Below are 19,829 nucleotides of genomic sequence, written 5' to 3'. Positions count from 1 at the left end.
TACAACTCACTAAATAAAGAAATAAAATAGATTTAAACTCAATAAAAATTATCAGTTTTTTTTACAAACTTTAACAAATTCAAAATTTATTCAAAATTTAATAGTTAATTTACGCTCTTTTAAAATAACTATGTCTTCAAAAAGTATTTCAACTCTCAATCAAAAGATTTTCAAGGGCAGATTTTCTGCTCTGTTCAGTATTTTAGTCCTATACATTTCGTTATCATTTTTAATAAGAACAGGCTTTCTTATTGTTTCGATAAAGGATGTAGATTTTAGCTTTTTATCTGTTTTAAGGGCTTTTATTACAGGATTTCTTTTTGATTTTACCATAGGATCATTATTCCTGCTTTTGTACGGAGCTTATCTTTTATTGCTTCCAAAGAAGTTGATAGGTTCTGTTTTTGATAAAATTTTCAGCTATTTCTATTTCACGCTTATCTTCATCATTGTATATTTCAGTCTTTTGGCGGAAATACCATTTTGGGATGAATTTGGAGCGAGATTCAACTTTATTGCGGTAGATTATCTGATTTACACGTATGAAGTAGTAGAAAATATCAACCAGTCTTATCCATTACCACTTATTGCAGCGGTTTTAATCCTTTTAATTGTTTCAACATTTGTTGTGTTTAAAAAATTAAAGGTTTTCAGCAACACTTTTACAGACAAAAAACCATTCGCTTCACGAGCAAAATATTTCCTGCCACTTGCTGCTGTTACAATAGTTTTAGCATTGGTTTTGAAGAACAAACAGGCGGAATTCAGCAACAACCTTATTATTAACGAACTAGGTAAAAACGGAGCATTTTCTTTTGTAACGGCTTTTAAATCAAATGAACTTGATTATCAGACTTTCTATCCAAAAGTATCGGATCAGGAAGCTTATAAAACTTTAAAACAAAACTTGTTACAAAATAATCAAAACTATACATCTACTCAATACGATGATATTTCAAGACTTACGAAAGGAGAAAATGAACAAAACCCGAATATTATCTTAATTGCAATAGAAAGTTTCAGTGCTGATTTCTTAACTGCTTTCGGAAATAAGAACAATCTTACACCGAATTACGATAAAATGGTCAACGAAAGTATATTTTTCACCAATTTATACTCAACCGGAACAAGAACAGTAAGAGGAATGGAAGCCCTTACATTGTGTGTTCCTCCAACACCAGGAAACAGTATTGTAAGAAGACCTAATAATCAAAATCTCTTCTCAATTTCTACAGTTTTACAATCGAAAAAATACCATCCTTACTTCATTTACGGAGGAGACGGTTATTTTGACAATATGAATAACTTTTTTGGAGGACAAGGTTTTGATATTGTAGACAGAGACAGAGGGAACCCACTGTCTGATGAGATCAAAACCAAAAGATACGCGATAGAAGACCAGGAAGTAAATTTTGAAAATGCATGGGGGATATGTGATGAAGATCTTTATAAGCAATCTATAAAATATGCTGATAAAAGCACTCAGGAAAGCAAACCTTTTTTCCAGTTTGTCATGACAACTTCTAACCACAAACCTTATACTTTCCCGAAAGGTAAGATTGATCTTCCACAAGGAGAGAGAGATGCCGCGGTGAAGTATACGGATTACGCTTTAGGACAGTTTATTGCTACGGCAAAAACTAAGCCTTGGTTCAAGAATACTGTATTTTTAATTGTTGCAGACCATTGTGCAAGCAGTGCCGGAAAATGGGAAATCAATATTGCAAAACACCATATTCCAGCGATTATTTACAACCTTAATCATACACCAGAAAAAATAGATCGTCTAACTTCTCAAATCGATCTAATGCCAACATTATTCGGGTATTTAAACTGGAATTATACTACAAGTTTGTATGGAAAAGATATTAATCAAACAAAACCGGGTGAAGAAAGAGCTTTCTTAGGAAATTACAGAACGTTGGGATTACTAAAAAACAATGTATTCACGCAGATTGATGACAAAAGGAAAGTAAAGCAATTCAATGTAACCGGAGCAGATCAGTCATTATCTGAAGTCAAGTCTAAAAACAATAATCTCGTTGCAGAAACCATTGCTTATTATCAAACAGCAAGTGAAAGATTTAAAAACGGAAAAATGAAGCAGAAATAAGCTGATTTTTCGATATAAATAAAACTCTTCTCTATATTTTAGAGAAGAGTTTTTTTATTTTTAATAATATATAGCTTTAGAATTATATTAAAATTCTAAAACAGCTTTATTAAGGTCATGATACAACAATACTTTCCAGTGATTTTCGATGGCTTCTTTTTGCCATTTTACTCTAAGTTCCATCGCTTTTTTTCCATCAAAGTCACTCTTGTAAGCAAGATGGTACTTCAGGTAGGATTCTTGTGGAAGATTATCCGCTCCGTAAAAAACAGTTTCATCATTTTCTTTAATCCAGAAAACCTGCATAAAAGGTGTATGACCTCCAACGACTTCAAAAGAAATCTCATCCGTAATCTGACCTTTGTCTTCATCCATCCAGACAATATTATCCAGTTCAATCAGTTTTTCCAGTGTATCAAAATCAAAAGAATGATTTCCTTGGTTTTCCAGAGCAAAATCCAATTCTCTTTTTTGAATATAGATTTCTGCATTAGGAAAAGTCGCTTCAAAACCATTTCCATCTCTTGTAATCACTGTTTCGATATGGTCTTTATGAAGATGTGAAAGCAGTATTTTCGTTACCTGATTGGGATTAATATTTTCTTTTTTGAGAATCTCAAAAATTACCGTTTCTCCATTTTCATTCTTCCATCCAATTCCTGCATCCAGCAGAATAACATCATTTTCTGTAATAATTAAAAAAGGAGTGACCGACATTTTAATTCCTTTAACAACATCTTTATTTTCATCTGCTAAAAGCGTAAAATCTTTGGTCTTGTTGGTAGAAAAATTTCCTTCTTTTAATGGTATAATTTTCATGCTGCAAAGTTCTTCATAATTTTTAAAATACAGAAAGCTTTTTCTCAATAGAGATCATTGGTAAAAGCGATAATCACTTAAAATTATAAATTATTTAAAAGTTTATTTAACATTTCAATCAAGTCTATATCAAAAGAGTGTAATCGATTGCTTTATGACAATTCTTTGTCAAAAACTAGTAATAAAAATTTAAAATAATCTTATGGAAAATTCGCAACAATGGTCTCGCAGAAAATTTTTAACAACATTAGGTGGAGCAGGAGCTGTATTAATGCTCAATCCGTTATTATCCTGGACGATCTCTGAAATTGATCCCAGAGTCTCTAAAATCGTTGCCAATACCATAGGAATTGATACCCACAATCATATTGATGTTCCTTTAAATGCTAAAGAATTACCTGGTCCAAAAGTAGATTTAATGGGTGAAATGAAAAAATCAGGATTATCTGCCATCAGTATGACTTTTGCCGTAGATTATCAGAAATTGGAAAATCCGGGAGACGCATATAACAGATTCATTACGGGGCTTGATGCAATGGATGTCATTCTTAAGGACAACGGGATTAAGCGTTCATTGAATTTTTCAGACTTAAAATCTTATCATCAAAAACATATTCCTACCGTCATTCAGTCTGTGGAAGGAGGTCATTTTCTGGAAGGAAAAATAGATCGTTTGCATATCGCTTACGAAAGAGGACTTCGACAGCTAGGACTGCTACATGATAATGATGCCTCAGTTCCGTTAGGAGATGTTTATACCAATCAGCCACAATTTGGAGGACTTACTTCATTTGGTTCTGATATTATTAAAGAATGCAACAAAATGGGAATTCTTATTGATCTTGCCCATGCTAATAACGAGACCATCGATATGGCTCTTAAAGTAACCACAAAACCTGTTTTAATTTCCCACACCGGACTTGATTCTCAATTGGGTAATAATGAATTCATGGCTAAAATGATGAAACCAAGACTCATCAGCAAAGAACAGGCAAAAATTGTTGCAGAAACAGGCTGCGTAATTGGAGTTTGGACTCATTTAGCAGAAACACCCTTGGATCATGCAAAGAACATTAGAGCATTAGTTGATGTCATCGGTATCGATCACGTTTGTATTGGGACAGACACAAAGCTGACTCCTGCTTACCGATCTCCAAATGAATCAAGACCTAAACCCAACGGAAATCCTAACGAAAAGAAGCAGAATTTTGAAGAAAAAAAAGAAGAAAGAGTCGGGGAAAGAACAAATCTCGCATGGAAAGATCAGAAAGAAGGCTTTTATTATACCGTGGTAGATGCATTATTGAAAACAGGCTTTACAGAAAGTGAAATTGAAAAAATAGGAGGCGGAAATTTCTGCAGAGTTTTTGATGCAGCAACGAAATAAAGTATATCTAAAATTACTTTTTATAGGCTATAAAAATCTTCGAAATCTTAAAAAAAAATGGATATTGGCGGAAGATCGAACGATTTAACTTTCACTGAATTTCAATAATTAAAATCAATAATCCTTACCTTTGAATTTCCTGTGCATGATTGATAGCATTAATTTGTCAATTAATTATTAACAATCTGAAACAGGAAAAAATTCACCTTTTCTATAACTAAATTTGTAGCAAATTTTTACTATGCAGATGAATTCTACCAACGGTATCTCGCGTACTGTCATTTGGTTGATGTCCGTGATTTCAGGGCTTGTTGTTGCGAATAACTATTATAACCAACCTTTACTAGCACTTATTTCAGAAGATCTGCATGTTCCTGAAAGTGCAGCAAGTAAAATTTCAGTTCTGACACAGCTTGGCTATGCAGCCGGATTATTGTTAATTGTTCCTTTGGGAGATAAGCTTTTCCGGAAAAAACTGATTTTAGTAGATTTAGTTTTAGTTTTTGCTTCATTGCTATGGATGACGTTCGCTCAGGAATTATGGATGCTGTATGTAGCCAGTTTGCTGATCGGTGCAACCTCCGTTATTCCGCAGTTATTTGTTCCGATTGCCGCTGAATTGTCTTCAGATAAAGAAAAGTCCTCCAATATCGGGATCGTCATGTCCGGATTATTACTTGGGATTCTTCTCTCAAGATTTGTAGGCGGAATCGTTGGAGAAATGTGGGGTTGGAGAGCCATGTTCGGGATTGCGGCCGGAATCATGATTTTGGTATGGTTTGCCGTGTATAAAATGTTGCCCGATTTACAGCCTAATTTCAAAGGAACTTACAAAGAATTGATGAAATCTGTTTTTCATCTGGCAAAAACTCAACCAGTTTTACGACTAGCTTCTTTCCGCGGGGCGATGGCTTTCGGATCCATGTGTGCATTGTTTACCACCTTAGTTTTTCATATGGAAAAACCACCTTTTAATGCAGGATCATCCGTTGTAGGGAGTTTTGGATTAGCAGGAGCTGTCGGAGCTTTAGCAGCCGCGAAAGTGGGAAAACTTCAGCGCTTTTTAGATCTGGATAGAATTATCTTGTATTCTCTTCTTATTGTGCTGGGAAGCTGGGCTTTCACTTATTTTGCAGGTGAAACCTATTGGGGACTGATTGTTGGTGTTATTTTGGTCGATTTGGGAGTACAGTCCAGTCACATTATGAATCAGACCAATTATTTTTTAATAAAATCCAATGCGGTCAACAGATTAAATACAGTCTATATGGTTTCCTATTTCATAGGTGGTTCTTTGGGAACATGGACAGCTTCCGTCGCTTGGCAATACGCTCAATGGAGCGGAGTTTGTGCTGTAGGAGCAACAATGGGAATATTAGCCTTAATAGCACATTTGATATTCAGTAAGAGAATTTCTGTTACTAATTGATCGGTAAACTTAATTCAAATCCTGCTGAACACAATCAACAGTAATAACCTCTCCCTGAATTAATTCACGGTGTTTTTTACCCCATTTATCAAGCTGCTTCCAGATTGGGATCAGCTCTTTTGCTATTTCAGTCAGTTCATAATCCACTCTTGGAGGCACTTCCGCATAAACAGTTCTTTTTACCAAACCTTCTTTTTCTATTTCCCGGAGTTGAAGAGTAAGCATTCGTTCGGTAATTCCGTTAATTCTTTTACGAATTTCACTAAAACGCAGTTTACCATCCTCCAACTTACATAAAATTAAAAGTTTCCATCTTCCGCCAATTTTACATACGGCATATGTAAGATCACATTCCTGAGTAATATAGAGTTCGTTAATACTGTTCGTTGAATTTTCTTTTCTTTTTGCCATTACTTACAAATTTGTTAGTACCATACAATTGACTGTGTACTGTGCAAATTTAAGACTTCATTTTAATTTTGCATCACAATTAACAAAAACATGAAAAAACTCTTTAGCATATTAATATTAACCGAATTAATTTCCTGTACTACTATGAAGGATAACTATAAAACCAACGAAATGAAACTAAACCCCGAACTCATAAAAATAACAGAACATCTACAAAAAATACAGGTATTTGACGGACAGAATGAAATCGACATGAGCCGAAAAGGATATGAAACAATGGCAGTTCAGTTAAGTGGTAAAAAAGAAGCCGTAAAAACGATCGAGGAATTTGATATTCCTCAGAAAGAACACAAAGTTCCTATAAGAATGTATAAACCAAGCGGAAACCAGAATGAGAAATCATCAGCAATTATTTATCTTCATGGAGGCTGGTTTGTTTCGGGAAGTTTTGAAACCCATGATGCAATTGTCCGTAAATTGGCAAATGCAACAGGATCGACTATTGTATTTATTGATTATCGTCTGGCTCCTGAATTTCCTTTTCCCGCAGGATTGGAAGACTGTAGATCTACGGTTGAATGGATCATCAAAAATGCAGAAAATTTAAATATAGATAAAAGCAAAATAGGAATCATTGGGGATAGTGCAGGTGGAGCTTTAGCGGCAAGTCTTTCCACTCAACTCGGAGATCAACTAAAATTTCAGGTATTAATTTATCCAGCTACTGATAATAAATTGAATACCCAATCATGGAAAGATTACGAAAACGGGCCCATCATTAATAAAAAAGAAGGAATCAGAGCCTGGAATTGGTATTTACCGCAACCGGAAGACCAAGCCAATCCTTTAGCCATTCCTATATTAATTAAAAATTTTAAGCATACACCACCAACACTTGTTTTGTTAGCTGAACATGATCCTTTAAAAGATGAAGGCCAGAAACTTGCGAACAATATGAAAACTTTCGGCATCAATGTTAAGACTGTCTTTTACAAAGATATGGTTCACGGCTTTATGCATATGGGAAGTTTAAAGGAAGCAAAGTTAGCCACAGATGAAATAGCAACATTTGTAAAAGAAAATTTAAAATAAAGATTAATGAAAAAATACGCTTATATAGGATTTTTAGGATTTGTCGCAGTCATTACAACCGAATTCGGAGTGATCGGGATTTTACCCCAAATTGCAGAACACTATAAAATAAGTATCGATAAAGCCGGATATCTTTTAAGTGCTTTTGCATTGATTATAGCACTAACAGGTCCGTTTATGACTTTACTGACCGCTGGGTTCGACCGCAAGAAAATAATGCTTATTTCTGTTTTTCTGTTTCTTGTTACAGGAATGATCTCCTCTTTTTCTCCACCTTTTTGGATATTGATCTTGGTACGGATACTTCCTGCTTTTTTACAGCCTGTTTATATCGCAACAGCTTTATCAGTTGCAGTCTCAAAGGCAGCACCAGAGAAAAAAAATGAATTAATGAGTATTGTATTTAGCGGAGTCACTGTCGCAATGGTAACAACGGTTCCTTTTGCCACATGGATTTCAAGTGTATATTCCTGGGAATATTCTTTTATCATTCAAACAATTGTAAGCCTTATTGCGTTATTGGCAATCTATTTTATGCTTCCTTCCATGCCTGTAAAAGAGAGGAAATCTTCAGGAAGTCAGCTTAAAATTTTATCTCAGCCTACTTTTATTTTAAGTACAGCTACTAATTTTTTTATGATTACGGCTTGGTTTTCCACCTATAGTTATTTTGCTGATTATCTGAATAAAGCTAAAGGAATGAACGAAACCATGATAAGTTATATGCTTTTTGTATTTGGTATCATCGGAGTTTTATCCACTTGGATTGCAGGTAAAATGCTGAATAAAAACGTTACAAAAACAACGGCATTTTTTCTTTCGGGAACTGTATTAATTCCAGTATTATTACATATTTCAAACGGAAATATATTATCAACAATCATCGTTATCGGAATTTGGGGATTTATGTATTCTCCAAGCTTTTTAAATGCTTCCACCTATATGATTTCTTCTGTTCCCGATTCTTTAGAATTTGCAAATAGCTTAGCGACTTCATTCGGAAATTTAGGTGTTACTTTAGGAACAACAATCGGAGGTTGGATCATTGTTACAAAAGGAGTAGAATATACTCCTTGGATTGGTTTTGTATTTGGTTTACTGGCATTTCTGATGATGATATTCAGAAGCATTCTGGAGAAAAAAGAAAATACGGCGATGGTCTGTAAAGAATAGGTTTAATAATTTTTTGGCGAGGATTAAATGTCTTAATTTTGAATAAACTTTTTAAGATATGAAAATAGAAATCTGGTCGGATGTAATGTGTCCGTTCTGTTATATAGGAAAGAATAATTTTGAACAGGCTTTGGCAAAATTACCTTTCAAAGATGAAGTAAAAGTAGAGTGGAAGAGCTTTCAGCTTGATCCCACTTTAGACCCTAAAGAAACCAAAAATACGATTGAATATTTCAAAGAGAAAAAAGGCTTTCCTGAAGCTCAGGCACAGCAAATGATTGGTCAGGTTGCGCAGATGGGAAAAGGGGCAGGAATTGATTTTAATTTTGAAAAAGCTTTAATTACCAATACTTTTTCAGCTCATAAACTTTTACATCTGGCAAAAAAATACAATAAAGCTAATGAAATGGAAGAAGCTTTGTTCATTGCTCATTTCATTGATGGGAAAAATGTGGGAGATCTTGAAACGCTGGTTTCTTTAGCTGAAACTTTAGGCATCGATAAAGAAGAAGCAAAACAGGCTGTAACCTCTGAAGAATTCGATTATGGGATCAACCAGGATATTCTGGAAGCGAGAAATAATGGCGTTTCCGGAGTACCTTTCTTTATTCTGAATGGGAAATATGCTGTTTCGGGAGCTCAACCTGTAGAACTTTTTGAAAATGCTCTTCAGCAAACTTATAACGAAACCGTTACTCCTCTGAAAAACCTTTCAGACAACGGAGCTTCTTGTGATACAGATGGATGTGAAATTTAATTTTTAGAAGTATACATGATAACAATCAATAAAGAACATCAATTTCCTCTTGAAGACACGCTTTTCGTTTTTGCTTTGGATTCCGAAGCCGGAAAGGTTTTTAATGATAAAAATAAACTGATTACAGGCATCGGTAAAGTAAATGCTGCGATGGAGCTTACTAAAGAAATCCACAGAAGAAAACCTAAATTAATCGTAAACTTAGGATCTGCAGGAAGTAAAAATTTCCATAAAGGAGACGTGATTTGCTGTACAAAATTCATTCAGCGTGATATGGATGTGAGAGGTCTTGGATTCAGTTTATATGAAACTCCTCTTTCCGGAATTCCTCCTGTTTTAGAATATGGATTAAAGAAAAATGATCTTCCCGAAGGAGTTTGCGGAAGTGGTGACAGTTTTGAAATGAACCATTCCGAAACCGATTATAATATTGTAGATATGGAAGCTTATCCGTTAGCATTAATAGCTATGAAAGAAAATATTCCGTTTCTATGCTTAAAATATATTTCTGACGATGCAGGAAGTGACGCAGCTGATGACTGGACTGTACAGGTACATTTAGCTTCTGAAGCCTTTAAAAAAATTCTATTTTCATAAATTAAATTTCAAAAAATGTCATCTATTATGATCAATAAAGCTGATCTTAATGATCTCGAAATTCTTCAAAGCCTCGGAAGAGAAACTTTTTATGAAACTTTTTCAGCCCATAATTCCGAAGAAGAAATGCAACATTATCTTGATAAAAGCTTTGCTTCGGAAAAATTAACAGCAGAAATCAATCATCCGGAATCGCAATTTTTTATTGCCTGGGAAGAAGATCTTCCCGTTGGATATTTAAAAGTAAACTCAGGAAAAGCACAGACAGAATTACAGAACGAAACTTCTCTTGAAATTGAAAGAATCTATGTAAAAAGTAGCTATCACGGTAAAAAAGTAGGGCAGGTTTTATATGAAAAAGCTTTAGAAGTTGCTCAGGAAGAAAACAAAAAATACATTTGGTTAGGAGTTTGGGAAGAGAATCTGAGAGCTGTTAATTTCTACAAGAAAAATGGTTTTATTCAGTTTGACACCCATATTTTCAAATTGGGAAATGAAGAACAAATCGATCTGATGATGAAAAAAACACTTCATTAAACCAGAATATAGGAATCGTAAAAATGCAGTTTTCATTCACATTTTTACGATTCTTACATTCTTTACTACACTAATTTCTTCAGATTGTCAGAAAGAATTTCTACACTTTTTGTCATTTCATAAGTATTCAGATTTCCAAAGCCAAGTCTCATTGCCACCAATTCTTTATTTTGATATAAAAGTGTCTTTGGGATAAAAAGATTATTCTGAGCGCAGTTTTTACTCAATTGCATTAAGTTGATTTTAATATTCAGCTGCATCCATATTGCAAGACCTCCTGCAGGTTTTTGAAAACTGACCAATTCTCCAATATTCTCCTCAATCAGAGTTGCGAAATGATCTCGTCTTTCCTGATAAACTTTCAATGATTTCTTTAGATAACGATTGATTTCCCCTTCTGCAATCATTTCACCTAATACGTGTTCCATGAGAATATCTCCCTGCCGATCGATGATTCCAAGATATTTTCTCATTTCAATCATCAAATTTTCGGGAGCGACAATAAAACCGGTACGAAAACCCGGAGCCAAAGATTTCCCGAAAGAACCGATATAAATAACCATTCCGTTTGTGTCTGCACTGGCAAGAGGAAGAATGGGACTTTTATCATAATGGAAATCATAATCGTAATCATCTTCCAGAATAATAAATCCGAACTCATTCGCAAGATGCAGTAATTCTAATCTTCGTTGAGCGCTTAACGTCACCGTTGTAGGGTAATGATGGTGTGGTGTAAGATAAAGCATCCTGATTTTTCTTCGTCTACAGATCTCTCTCACTTCATCTACGTTAATCCCTTCCTCATCTATTGGAATCGTAACAATGTTGACACCTGCTTTCTGAAAAATCATATTCACAGAAAAGTAACTCAAAGCTCCCACTAATACAGTATCTCCTTCAGACAATAAAATCTCAGAAACAATGTAAATACTCATTTCCGTACTTCGGGTAATAAGCAAATTGTTATTGGAAATCGGCAATCCTCTTGATAAATTGAGATATTGGGAAAGGTGCTTCTTGAAAAATTCACTTCCATCTTGGTTGTAGTGTCCCATCTTATGAGCTCTTCTCTTTAAAGTAGCACTATAAATTCTGGACTGCTGATCAATCTGAGTTAAACGGATATCCGGAGAGCCGTCATCTAAAACAAATTCACAGTCCGAATGTTCAAAAGGATTGTCTAATATATTGGATGTTTTAAAACTGAATCCTGTCGATTTTGGATAGTTTTTGAGGTTTATTTTATTGAAATCATTAAAATCAACCGGTTTTTCATCATTTTTACCGATTATGAAAGTTCCTTTATTAGGCAGACTTTCTACCCAACCCTGAGCAAAGAGTTCATCATACACAGCAACAATTGTATTCCTATGAACTTCTAAAACCTGGCTTAACGTTCTGGTTCCCGGAAGCTTTGTCCCGAATGGTAAAAAGCCTCTCTGAATTGCATTAATCAGCTGATTCGTAATCTGCATATAAATTGCAGACTCAGAATTTCTGTCAATTTTAATAAAACTTTTATATGGAATCTCAACCGGACTATTCATAATATAAAAACTGGCACCAAGTAACCATCCGGCAATATACTACTTTTGAACCAAAACAAAAAAGAATGGAATTTTACGATCTTTTAGAAAAAATAGTTCAGCACAATGAAACTCATGCCAAATGGCTGAATACACTTTCATTCATGGAAAATGCAGGAGCAAGAAAAATTTCTGCATGTGAACATCCGACAAAAGTTAGCCTAATTCAATTAAAACACGCAGCAGAAGAACACCGCCACTCTTATTATCTTAAAAAGCAAATCGGAAAAATAGACCCCGAACTTTGTAAAACATATAACGGTCATGAGCTTTTAGCTTCCATTGCTACCAAACAATATCTTCACTCTTTAGATATTAAATCTTGTAAATACCTTCAACAAGCCTTTTCATTAACCAAAGAGGAATTGAAATATGCAGCTTATCTTTTTGTAACCTATGCCATTGAAGTTCGTGCAGATGAATTATATCCTGTTTACCAAGAAATTCTCACTAAAACTTCTTCAAAAATCATGGTAAAATCGATTATACTTGAAGAAGAAGGACATTTAGAGGAAATGATCAACCAATTGGATGAGTTTTCAGAGGATTGGAAGAAACATGCTGAAATTATTTTAACGATTGAAAAAGAACTACACGAAGAGTGGATCAATTCAATCTCTAAAGAAGTTATGGAGCTTAAGTATGCTTAGCAAATTTCATCATTTTCAGGAAGCTTTACAAAAAAGAGAAAAAGAAGGTACATTAAGAATTTTATCCCTAAAGTCAGAAGGAATTGACTTTTATTCTAATGATTATTTGGGACTTGCAAGAAGTAAAGATTTCCACGAAACACTAATAAAAAGTGTTTTGGAAAATCCACAATTATTATCAGGAAGTACCGGCTCAAGATTAATCAGCGGAAATAGCACTGTCGTAATAGAAGCTGAGAAGTATATTGCAAAAGAACACCAGTATGAGGATGCTCTACTTTTTTCTTCAGGGTACAACGCCAATCTTGCTTTATTTTCGACACTTCCGACGCGTCATGATACCATTATTGTTGATGAACAGATTCACCGTTCCGTTCATGATGCCTGCAAGATGTCTCATGCTAAAAAACTAAAATTCAGACATAATAATCCTGAGCATTTAGAAGAGATTTTAAAAAGACAAAACGGACATTGTTATGTTGCTATCGAGAGTTTATATTCGATGGACGGCGATATGGCTCCTCTAAAGGAAATTGCCCTCATTGCTGAAAAATACAACGCAAGTTTGATTGTAGATGAAGCACATGCTTTTGGAGTTTTTGGCTATGGTTTGATTGATACATTACAACTACAACAGCAAGTTCTGGCAACGGTTGTAACCTACGGAAAAGCGCTGGGAACACATGGAGCTGCAGTTTTGACAAACCCACTTATAAAAAGCTACCTAATCAATTTTGCCTCACCTTTCATTTATAGCACTTCTGCACATGATTTTCAATGGATGAGCATTTGTAAAGGGTATAAGTTCTTAAAAATTAACAGTGAACACTCAACTGGATTGCAAGAAAATATTAAAATTTTCCGGGATCAGAATTTAGAAAGTCTTTCGTCTAAAAACAGTCCAATTCAAGCAATCATCATTCCTGATAATCATCAATTAAAAGCTTTAAAAGAAACCTTATCTGAAAATGGATTTTTGACATACGCTGTTTTCAGCCCAACCGTAAAAGAAGGAACGGAACGATTGAGAATTTGCCTTCACAGCTTCAATACAGAAGAGGAAATTCTCGGATTGACAAAGATTATTAGAGATTTTATTTAAAGGAAAAGAAAGGATATATAAAATCATGAATTTAGAAATAGAAGCAAAAAACCTTGAACAAAAGCAACTTTTTGTTACCGGAATCGGAACAGAAATAGGAAAGACCGTTTGTTCAGCCATTTTAACGAAATATTTTAAGGCAGATTATTGGAAACCAGTACAATCAGGAGATCTAGATCTTTCTGATAGTATGAAGATTTCAAACTGGGTAGGAGAGAATACAATTTGTTATTCAGAAACTTATCGTTTTCAATTGGCAGCATCTCCCCATCAATCGGCCAAAGAGGAAGGAATCACCATAGATTTAAATGAATTTAAACTTCCCGACACCTCAAACAACCTCATCGTAGAAGGAGCGGGAGGTTTAATGGTTCCTTTAAACGATAATGAATTTATCATTGATCTCATTGAAAAACTAAACATTCCCACCGCATTGGTGGTGAAAAACTACTTAGGCTGCATCAATCATACTTTATTGTCCATTTCAGCTTTAGCTCAAAGGAAAATAAAACTTGAATACCTCATCCTTAACGGAGATTTCCCACAAGATACCGAAAGAGTAATCTGTAAAAATATTCCCTCCGAAACAAAAATTATCAGAATTCCTGATTTGAAAAATATAACGAAAGAAAGTATAGAAAATATTGTAAAACAATTAGAAAAAATAGAATAATGGATAAGAATCAACTAAGAAATGACTGGACAAAAGAAGAAATAGAGCAAATTTACAATCTTCCGCTTCTTGAACTGATCTATAAAGCCGCAACGGTTCACCGTGAATGGCACAATCCTGAAGAAGTACAAATGTCTACTTTACTATCTATAAAAACAGGAGGTTGCCCTGAAGACTGCTCATATTGCGGGCAAGCAGCCCGTTATCATACCAATATCAAAGTTCAGGCATTGCTTCCTACAGAACAGGTAATTGAGCATGCTAAAAAAGCAAAAGAAGGAGGTTCTTCCCGTTTCTGTATGGCTGCAGCATGGAGAGAGGTTCGTAACAACCGTGATTTTGACCGAGTGATCGACATGGTAAAAGGCGTAAATGATTTAGGAATGGAGGTTTGTTGTACCTTAGGAATGTTAACGGAAGAACAAGCAATCCGTCTTCAGGAAGCAGGTTTATATGCTTACAATCACAATCTTGATACTTCTGAACAGTATTATGAAGAGATTATCTCTACAAGAACTTTTGATAATAGAATCAACACCATTAATAATGTAAGAAAAGCAGGAATTACCGTTTGTTCCGGAGGAATTATCGGTTTGGGAGAAACACACAGAGACCGAATTTCTATGCTTCTGACTTTATCTACGATGCCAAAACACCCAGAATCTGTTCCTATCAACGCGTTAGCTAGAGTAGAAGGAACTCCGCTTCAGGACAATGAAAAAACAAATACCTGGGAAATGGTAAGAATGATCGCTACCGCAAGAATCATCATGCCTTCATCTATGGTTCGCCTAAGTGCAGGAAGAATTGAAATGACCGAATTTGAACAAGGATGGTGTTTTATGGCAGGAGCAAACTCTATTTTTACCGGAGAAAGAGAAACTTTATTGGTCACCCCAAATCCTGGAGTCTCAGAAGACATGCAATTATTGGAAACTCTCGGATTAAAACCTATGAAAAGACAGTCAGAAAAAGCGATGGATCAGTTTGAAAACTGGAAATCTACTTGTTAATTCTTTTAATTTTTAAAATATGAATTTACAGCAACGTGACAAGCTTGTCAATTGGCATCCTTACACGCAAATGAAAACGACAGAAGACGCCATTCCTATCGTGAAAGGAAAAGGAGTGTATCTTTTTGATGATGAAGGAAAGCGATACATTGATGCTGTTTCTTCATGGTGGGTTACTTTACATGGTCATGCGCATCCACATATTGCACAAAGAGTTTCCGAACAACTGAACACGCTGGAACAAGTAATTTTTGCAGGTTTTACGCATGAACCCGCCATTCAGCTTGCCGAAAATCTTTTACAGCTGCTTCCTAGCAATCAGGAGAAAGTATTCTATTCTGATAACGGTTCTACTGCTGTGGAAGTGGCCTTAAAAATGTGTATTCAGTTTGCTTATAATCAAGGGAAAGAAAAGACAAAGATACTTGCTTTTAAAGATGCTTATCACGGAGATACTTTCGGCGCCATGTCTGTAAGCGGAAGAAGCGTGTGGACAAAACCGTTTGGGGAAATGCTTTTTGATGTTGTATTCATTGATACGCCAAATTCTAATAATCTGGAGAATCTAACATCTCAAATAAAAGATATTGCCGATGAAATTGCCTGCTTTATTTATGAACCACTCATTCAGGGAGCAGCAGGAATGTTGATGCATAATCCTGAAGATTTATCCGCTTTAATGAAGTTCTGTAAAGATCAAAATATTCTTCTGATTCAGGATGAAGTTTTCACAGGCTTCGGAAGAACGGGGAAATTATTTGCTGCTGATTATCTTACAGAAGAACCGGATATCATGTGTTTTTCAAAAGGATTGACAGGCGGAACCATGCCTATGGGAATTACCACTTCTTCCAACGAGATATTCAACGCTTTTTTATCAGAAGACAAATACAAAACCTTATTCCACGGACATTCTTTTACAGCAAATCCATTAGCATGTACAGCAGCTTTAGCAAGCATGGAGCTTTTATTGAGTAAAGAGACTCAGGAAAACGTCAATTTAATTAGTGAAAAACATAAAGAGTTTTCTAAAGTTCTACAGCAGCACTCACGAGTTGAAAACGTGCGTCAGACAGGAACTATTTTAGCCTGGGATTTCAAAACAGAGCAGGGAACCTCTTACTTCAACACCATCGGTAAGTTTTTCTATAAAGAATTTTTAAACAGAGGAATCATTATGCGTCCTTTAGGAAACGTCATGTATCTTGTCCCTCCTTATTGCATTACTTCTGAAGAGCTGGATTATATTTATGAATCTATCTTACAGGTTTTAGAAATGGAGTTGAATTAACATCATTCTATATAATCAACAAAGGTCTCCAAAATAGTTGGAGACCTTCTTTATATAATCTGATAGCTTTCTTTAATACTGTTCATCACAAAAATACTTTTCGTTTGCCCGATTCCTTCAATCTCGGAAAGCTTATTGACAAAGAACTCATGAAAGTCATCCATATTCGCTGCTAAGATTTTAAGCATAAAATCAAATTCTCCGCTAATATTATAAAATTCTACAACCTCTTTCAATCGACCCACCTGCTCAATAAATACACCTGCTGTTTTTTTGTTATGAACATTTAAGGCAACCATACAGATCACCATCATTCCTTTATTGATCTTTTTACGATCTACAACGGTTGTATATCCTTTAATGATCCCCAATTTCTCAAGTCGTTTAATCCGTTCATGAGTGGGAGTAGGGCTTAAATTAATTCTTACCGCTATATCACGAATACTCAGTTTTGCATCTTTCTGTAATATTCGCAAAATGGAGAGGTCTTTTTCATCAGGAATGTAAATTTCAGTTGCCATACGTTCTATTTTACAATTTCAAATCACTTTAAAAAGAACATTTATTCTTTTATAAAATCAAATTTACAAATATTGTTCTAAATTAATATATAAATTTTATAAAAAGTTCTATTAAAATTAATTTTGCAACACAAAAACATTTACAATGCAACCTAAAAAAAATCTTATTTTAATACTGGCATCCATCGGAACTTTTGTTGAAGCACTGGATATTGCTATTATTAATCTAACTATACCGTCTATTCAGTCACAGTTTAACATCACTGCGAATACGGTACAATGGTTGCAGACTTTATATGTTCTTTTTTTTGGAGGATTTTTAATTATCGGAGGGAAACTTTCTGATCAACTGGGTCGTAAAAAGATTTTCATCATCGGAGGAACGATCTTCATGCTGACTTCTCTGGGAGCAGGAGTATCAAACAGTTTTCAAACTCTGGCAATTTTCAGAGCATTGCAAGGATTAGGCGCTGCTTTTATTATGCCTTCCGCATTGTCTATTGTAACCCACACTTTCCAAAAAGACAGAGAAAGAAATCATGCATTGGGTATTTTCAGTGCTTTTGCAGCAATCGGATCGGGGAGCGGTTTATCTATTGGGGGAATTATCAGCACTTACTTAAGTTGGCACTGGGTATTCCTGATTAATGTCCCCATTCTTTTAATTACGATTCTCCTGTCATATAAATTCCTTCCTTCAGATCTAAAAAATAAAAATCAAGAACCGACCGATACGATTTCGGGTATTCTTTTAGTGGTAGGATTATTGTCTTTAACCTACGGAACTCATGAATTTATTCATATTCAGGAAAAACCTTTCTTAATTTTAGGTTCTATTGCTTTAGCCATATCATTATTGGGAGCATTTATCTATCGTTTAAAGAATATTTCCAATCCGCTTATTGATCTTAAACTTTTTTCTCATCCTTCTTTAATCACTTCTAATATCGTATTTTTTTCTCTGGGAGCCTTTTTTATCTCTTTTTTATTCCTTATTTCATTGATGCTTCAAAAAGATATGGGATACAGTGCTGCAGACTCAGGATTAATGCTTGTGCCTTTCAGTATATTATCTGCTTTGATTGCAAAATTTATATTACCAAAGATTTCAAAAAAACTGAGTTCAATTCAAATCGGACTTTTAGGGTGGTCATTCATGCTTTCCGGAGCATTGTGTTTAATTTTTGCGACTGTTCTTCATCATTCGACTTTCTTAGTTTTAAGTGGTGCCGCTTGTATTTCAGGAATTGGGATGACTTTATGTTTTACAAGTCTATCGGTTTTAGGGATTCGCGATGTTGAACCCAAACAATATGGTGTAGCATCCAGCTTAACGAGTACAAGCTACTTTTTAGGAGCAGGAATAGGCTTATCCTTTATGACGTTAATGACTCAATTATTCCCTTCTGAGTGGGCTGTAAGTAAATTATCTTTATATATCCTATTCATCTATGGAGCTATTGCTGTTCTTATCTTACTGTATTTCATCATAAAAGAGCAGAAAATTTTAAAAAAATCTCTTCATTATTAATGTAATTTATAACTACTAAGTGAAATAATATTTTTATTTTTATAGAAATAAATAGACTATGAAAAAGATTTTATTATCATTTAGTATTTCTTTAGGGGCATTTCTATTTGCTCAGGAAAAGTCTGAAGCCCCTGCAATTGACACCACAAAAGCGTGGAGCATACAAGGTCAAAATACATTAATGCTCAATCAGGCCGCATTCTCAAACTGGGTCGGTGGTGGAGCCAACAATGTGGGATGGCTTGCAGGAGTCAATTACAATCTTACTTATGAAAAAGGAAAAGATCTTTGGGAAAATATTATCATTTTAGGCTATGGACAAAACAATACCAAAGGAGTAGGAACCAGAAAGACACAGGATGTCATCAATCTATCAACGAACTATGGTAGAGAATTTGCAAAACACTGGTATATTTCTGCAGGAGCAAGTCTCCAGACTCAATTCGCAGCAGGTTACGAAGACGGCAACAACCCTGAAGCTGCAAAAATTTCCAACTTTATGGCTCCCGGCTATTTAAATCTCGGTGCAGGTGTTACGTATCGCCCTAATGATAATTTTACCATGACGTTGAGACCCGCCAATGCACGATGGACCTTCGTATTAGATGATGACTTACAATATGCCGGAACTTACGGACTTAAAAACGACGGGGACTCTTCATTATTCCAATTTGGTTTTTTAGGAACTGCTATATATAAGGTAAAGATCATGGAGAATATCAACCTGATCAATACAGGTTCTGTTTTTTCTAATTATCTTGATCATCCCGAAAGATTGGTACTTTCATATAGTGGTGTTCTTAATATGAAGATCAATAAATTCATTTCTACCAATGTGACCTTAGATTTATTATATGATCACAATCAGATTCAGAAAACTCAGTTAAAACAGACATTGGGAGTTGGGTTTGCCTACAATTTTGACAACGGAAGAAAGAGATCTGAGAACAAAGAAAATCAGTCTTGGTTGAAAAAATAAGGAAACCACGAACGAAAAAACACCAAATCTCTTAGAAAATATGGGTTACCACCTTCAAAAATAGATGAACTAATCACACAATATCGAAGCATTCAGCCGAAAAACACGCAAAAGATCACACTGATTACAGCTACATAAATTTTCCACTTATTCATTTTAACATTTAGA

At 34.9% G+C, this 19,829-nt stretch carries 19 protein-coding genes; 15 read left to right on the top strand and 4 right to left on the bottom strand.

All coding sequences use genetic code 11. From position 1 onward, the window contains the following. Window positions 1–130 precede the first annotated feature (130 nt). On the top strand, window positions 131–2,113 hold the full coding sequence (locus RM51_RS09710; protein ID WP_039368337.1) for an LTA synthase family protein: 1,983 nt from the start codon (window positions 131–133) through the stop codon (window positions 2,111–2,113). Between the two features lie 87 nt (window positions 2,114–2,200). Here the strand turns inward: RM51_RS09710 and RM51_RS09705 are convergent, their stop codons facing one another. After that, window positions 2,201–2,932 (bottom strand): MBL fold metallo-hydrolase, encoded by a 732-nt coding sequence (locus RM51_RS09705; RefSeq protein WP_039368334.1) that lies wholly within the window; start codon window positions 2,930–2,932, stop codon window positions 2,201–2,203. Window positions 2,933–3,134: 202 nt separating this feature from the next. Between RM51_RS09705 and RM51_RS09700 the strand changes: the two genes are divergently transcribed. Then, a complete protein-coding gene (locus RM51_RS09700) occupies window positions 3,135–4,319 on the top strand; it encodes a dipeptidase (protein ID WP_039368332.1) in 1,185 nt (394 codons plus the stop codon). Between the two features lie 241 nt (window positions 4,320–4,560). After that, on the top strand, window positions 4,561–5,748 hold the full coding sequence (locus RM51_RS09695; protein WP_039368318.1) for an MFS transporter: 1,188 nt from the start codon (window positions 4,561–4,563) through the stop codon (window positions 5,746–5,748). Between the two features lie 9 nt (window positions 5,749–5,757). Here the strand turns inward: RM51_RS09695 and RM51_RS09690 are convergent, their stop codons facing one another. Further along, window positions 5,758–6,159, bottom strand: coding sequence for a winged helix-turn-helix transcriptional regulator (locus tag RM51_RS09690; protein WP_052248459.1), 402 nt, complete (start codon window positions 6,157–6,159; stop codon window positions 5,758–5,760). 90 nt (window positions 6,160–6,249) lie between these two features. Between RM51_RS09690 and RM51_RS09685 the strand changes: the two genes are divergently transcribed. Genes RM51_RS09685 through RM51_RS09665 form a run of 5 tightly spaced genes read left to right on the top strand, consistent with a single transcriptional unit; the run spans window position 6,250 to window position 10,315 of the window. Beyond that, window positions 6,250–7,251 carry an alpha/beta hydrolase gene (locus RM51_RS09685; RefSeq protein WP_228375802.1) on the top strand — a complete coding sequence of 334 codons (1,002 nt, stop codon included), beginning with the start codon at window positions 6,250–6,252 and terminating at the stop codon, window positions 7,249–7,251. A 6-nt stretch (window positions 7,252–7,257) separates the two neighbouring features. Next, the gene (locus RM51_RS09680) at window positions 7,258–8,424 is read left to right on the top strand and encodes an MFS transporter (protein WP_039368315.1); all 1,167 of its coding nucleotides are present in this window, start codon (window positions 7,258–7,260) and stop codon (window positions 8,422–8,424) included. A gap of 58 nt (window positions 8,425–8,482) precedes the next feature. Then, a complete protein-coding gene (locus RM51_RS09675) occupies window positions 8,483–9,181 on the top strand; it encodes a DsbA family oxidoreductase (protein WP_039368312.1) in 699 nt (232 codons plus the stop codon). A 15-nt stretch (window positions 9,182–9,196) separates the two neighbouring features. Beyond that, complete coding sequence (locus RM51_RS09670) at window positions 9,197–9,778, top strand: 5'-methylthioadenosine/S-adenosylhomocysteine nucleosidase family protein (protein ID WP_039368309.1); 582 nt, start codon at window positions 9,197–9,199, stop codon at window positions 9,776–9,778. Window positions 9,779–9,793: 15 nt separating this feature from the next. After that, on the top strand, window positions 9,794–10,315 hold the full coding sequence (locus tag RM51_RS09665) for a GNAT family N-acetyltransferase (RefSeq protein ID WP_039368306.1): 522 nt from the start codon (window positions 9,794–9,796) through the stop codon (window positions 10,313–10,315). Between the two features lie 65 nt (window positions 10,316–10,380). Here RM51_RS09665 and RM51_RS09660 read toward each other — a convergent pair whose 3' ends face one another. Beyond that, window positions 10,381–11,862 carry an aminotransferase-like domain-containing protein gene (locus RM51_RS09660; protein WP_039368303.1) on the bottom strand — a complete coding sequence of 494 codons (1,482 nt, stop codon included), beginning with the start codon at window positions 11,860–11,862 and terminating at the stop codon, window positions 10,381–10,383. A gap of 65 nt (window positions 11,863–11,927) precedes the next feature. Here RM51_RS09660 and RM51_RS09655 point away from each other — a divergent pair, with 65 nt between their 5' ends. Genes RM51_RS09655 through bioA form a run of 5 tightly spaced genes read left to right on the top strand, consistent with a single transcriptional unit; the run spans window position 11,928 to window position 16,630 of the window. After that, window positions 11,928–12,551, top strand: coding sequence for a hypothetical protein (locus RM51_RS09655; RefSeq protein ID WP_039368300.1), 624 nt, complete (start codon window positions 11,928–11,930; stop codon window positions 12,549–12,551). Beyond that, complete coding sequence (locus RM51_RS09650; protein WP_039368297.1) at window positions 12,544–13,653, top strand: aminotransferase class I/II-fold pyridoxal phosphate-dependent enzyme; 1,110 nt, start codon at window positions 12,544–12,546, stop codon at window positions 13,651–13,653. Before RM51_RS09655 ends, RM51_RS09650 begins: the two co-directional genes overlap by 8 nt. A gap of 25 nt (window positions 13,654–13,678) precedes the next feature. After that, window positions 13,679–14,326 carry a dethiobiotin synthase gene (bioD, locus tag RM51_RS09645; protein ID WP_052248458.1) on the top strand — a complete coding sequence of 216 codons (648 nt, stop codon included), beginning with the start codon at window positions 13,679–13,681 and terminating at the stop codon, window positions 14,324–14,326. Continuing rightward, window positions 14,326–15,339: a biotin synthase BioB gene (bioB, locus tag RM51_RS09640; protein WP_052248457.1), complete on the top strand. Its 1,014-nt coding sequence runs from the start codon at window positions 14,326–14,328 to the stop codon at window positions 15,337–15,339. The genes bioD and bioB overlap by 1 nt, the downstream gene beginning before the upstream one ends. Window positions 15,340–15,358: 19 nt before the next feature. Beyond that, entirely contained in the window at window positions 15,359–16,630 is a 1,272-nt protein-coding gene (bioA, locus tag RM51_RS09635) for an adenosylmethionine--8-amino-7-oxononanoate transaminase (protein ID WP_039368295.1), read from the top strand. A gap of 50 nt (window positions 16,631–16,680) precedes the next feature. Here the strand turns inward: bioA and RM51_RS09630 are convergent, their stop codons facing one another. Further along, a complete protein-coding gene (locus tag RM51_RS09630; RefSeq protein ID WP_039368292.1) occupies window positions 16,681–17,151 on the bottom strand; it encodes an Lrp/AsnC family transcriptional regulator in 471 nt (156 codons plus the stop codon). Window positions 17,152–17,296: 145 nt separating this feature from the next. Here RM51_RS09630 and RM51_RS09625 point away from each other — a divergent pair, with 145 nt between their 5' ends. Next, a complete protein-coding gene (locus RM51_RS09625) occupies window positions 17,297–18,682 on the top strand; it encodes an MFS transporter (RefSeq protein ID WP_039368289.1) in 1,386 nt (461 codons plus the stop codon). 58 nt (window positions 18,683–18,740) lie between these two features. Further along, window positions 18,741–19,661: a DUF3078 domain-containing protein gene (locus RM51_RS09620; RefSeq protein WP_039368287.1), complete on the top strand. Its 921-nt coding sequence runs from the start codon at window positions 18,741–18,743 to the stop codon at window positions 19,659–19,661. Window positions 19,662–19,829 lie beyond the last annotated feature (168 nt).

It is taken from the genome of Chryseobacterium taiwanense, assembly GCF_000813825.1.
GTDB classification, from domain to species: Bacteria; Bacteroidota; Bacteroidia; order Flavobacteriales; family Weeksellaceae; genus Chryseobacterium; species Chryseobacterium taiwanense.
Note: the sequence above shows the minus strand (reverse complement) of the source record. Positions and strands in the feature narration are given on the sequence as shown.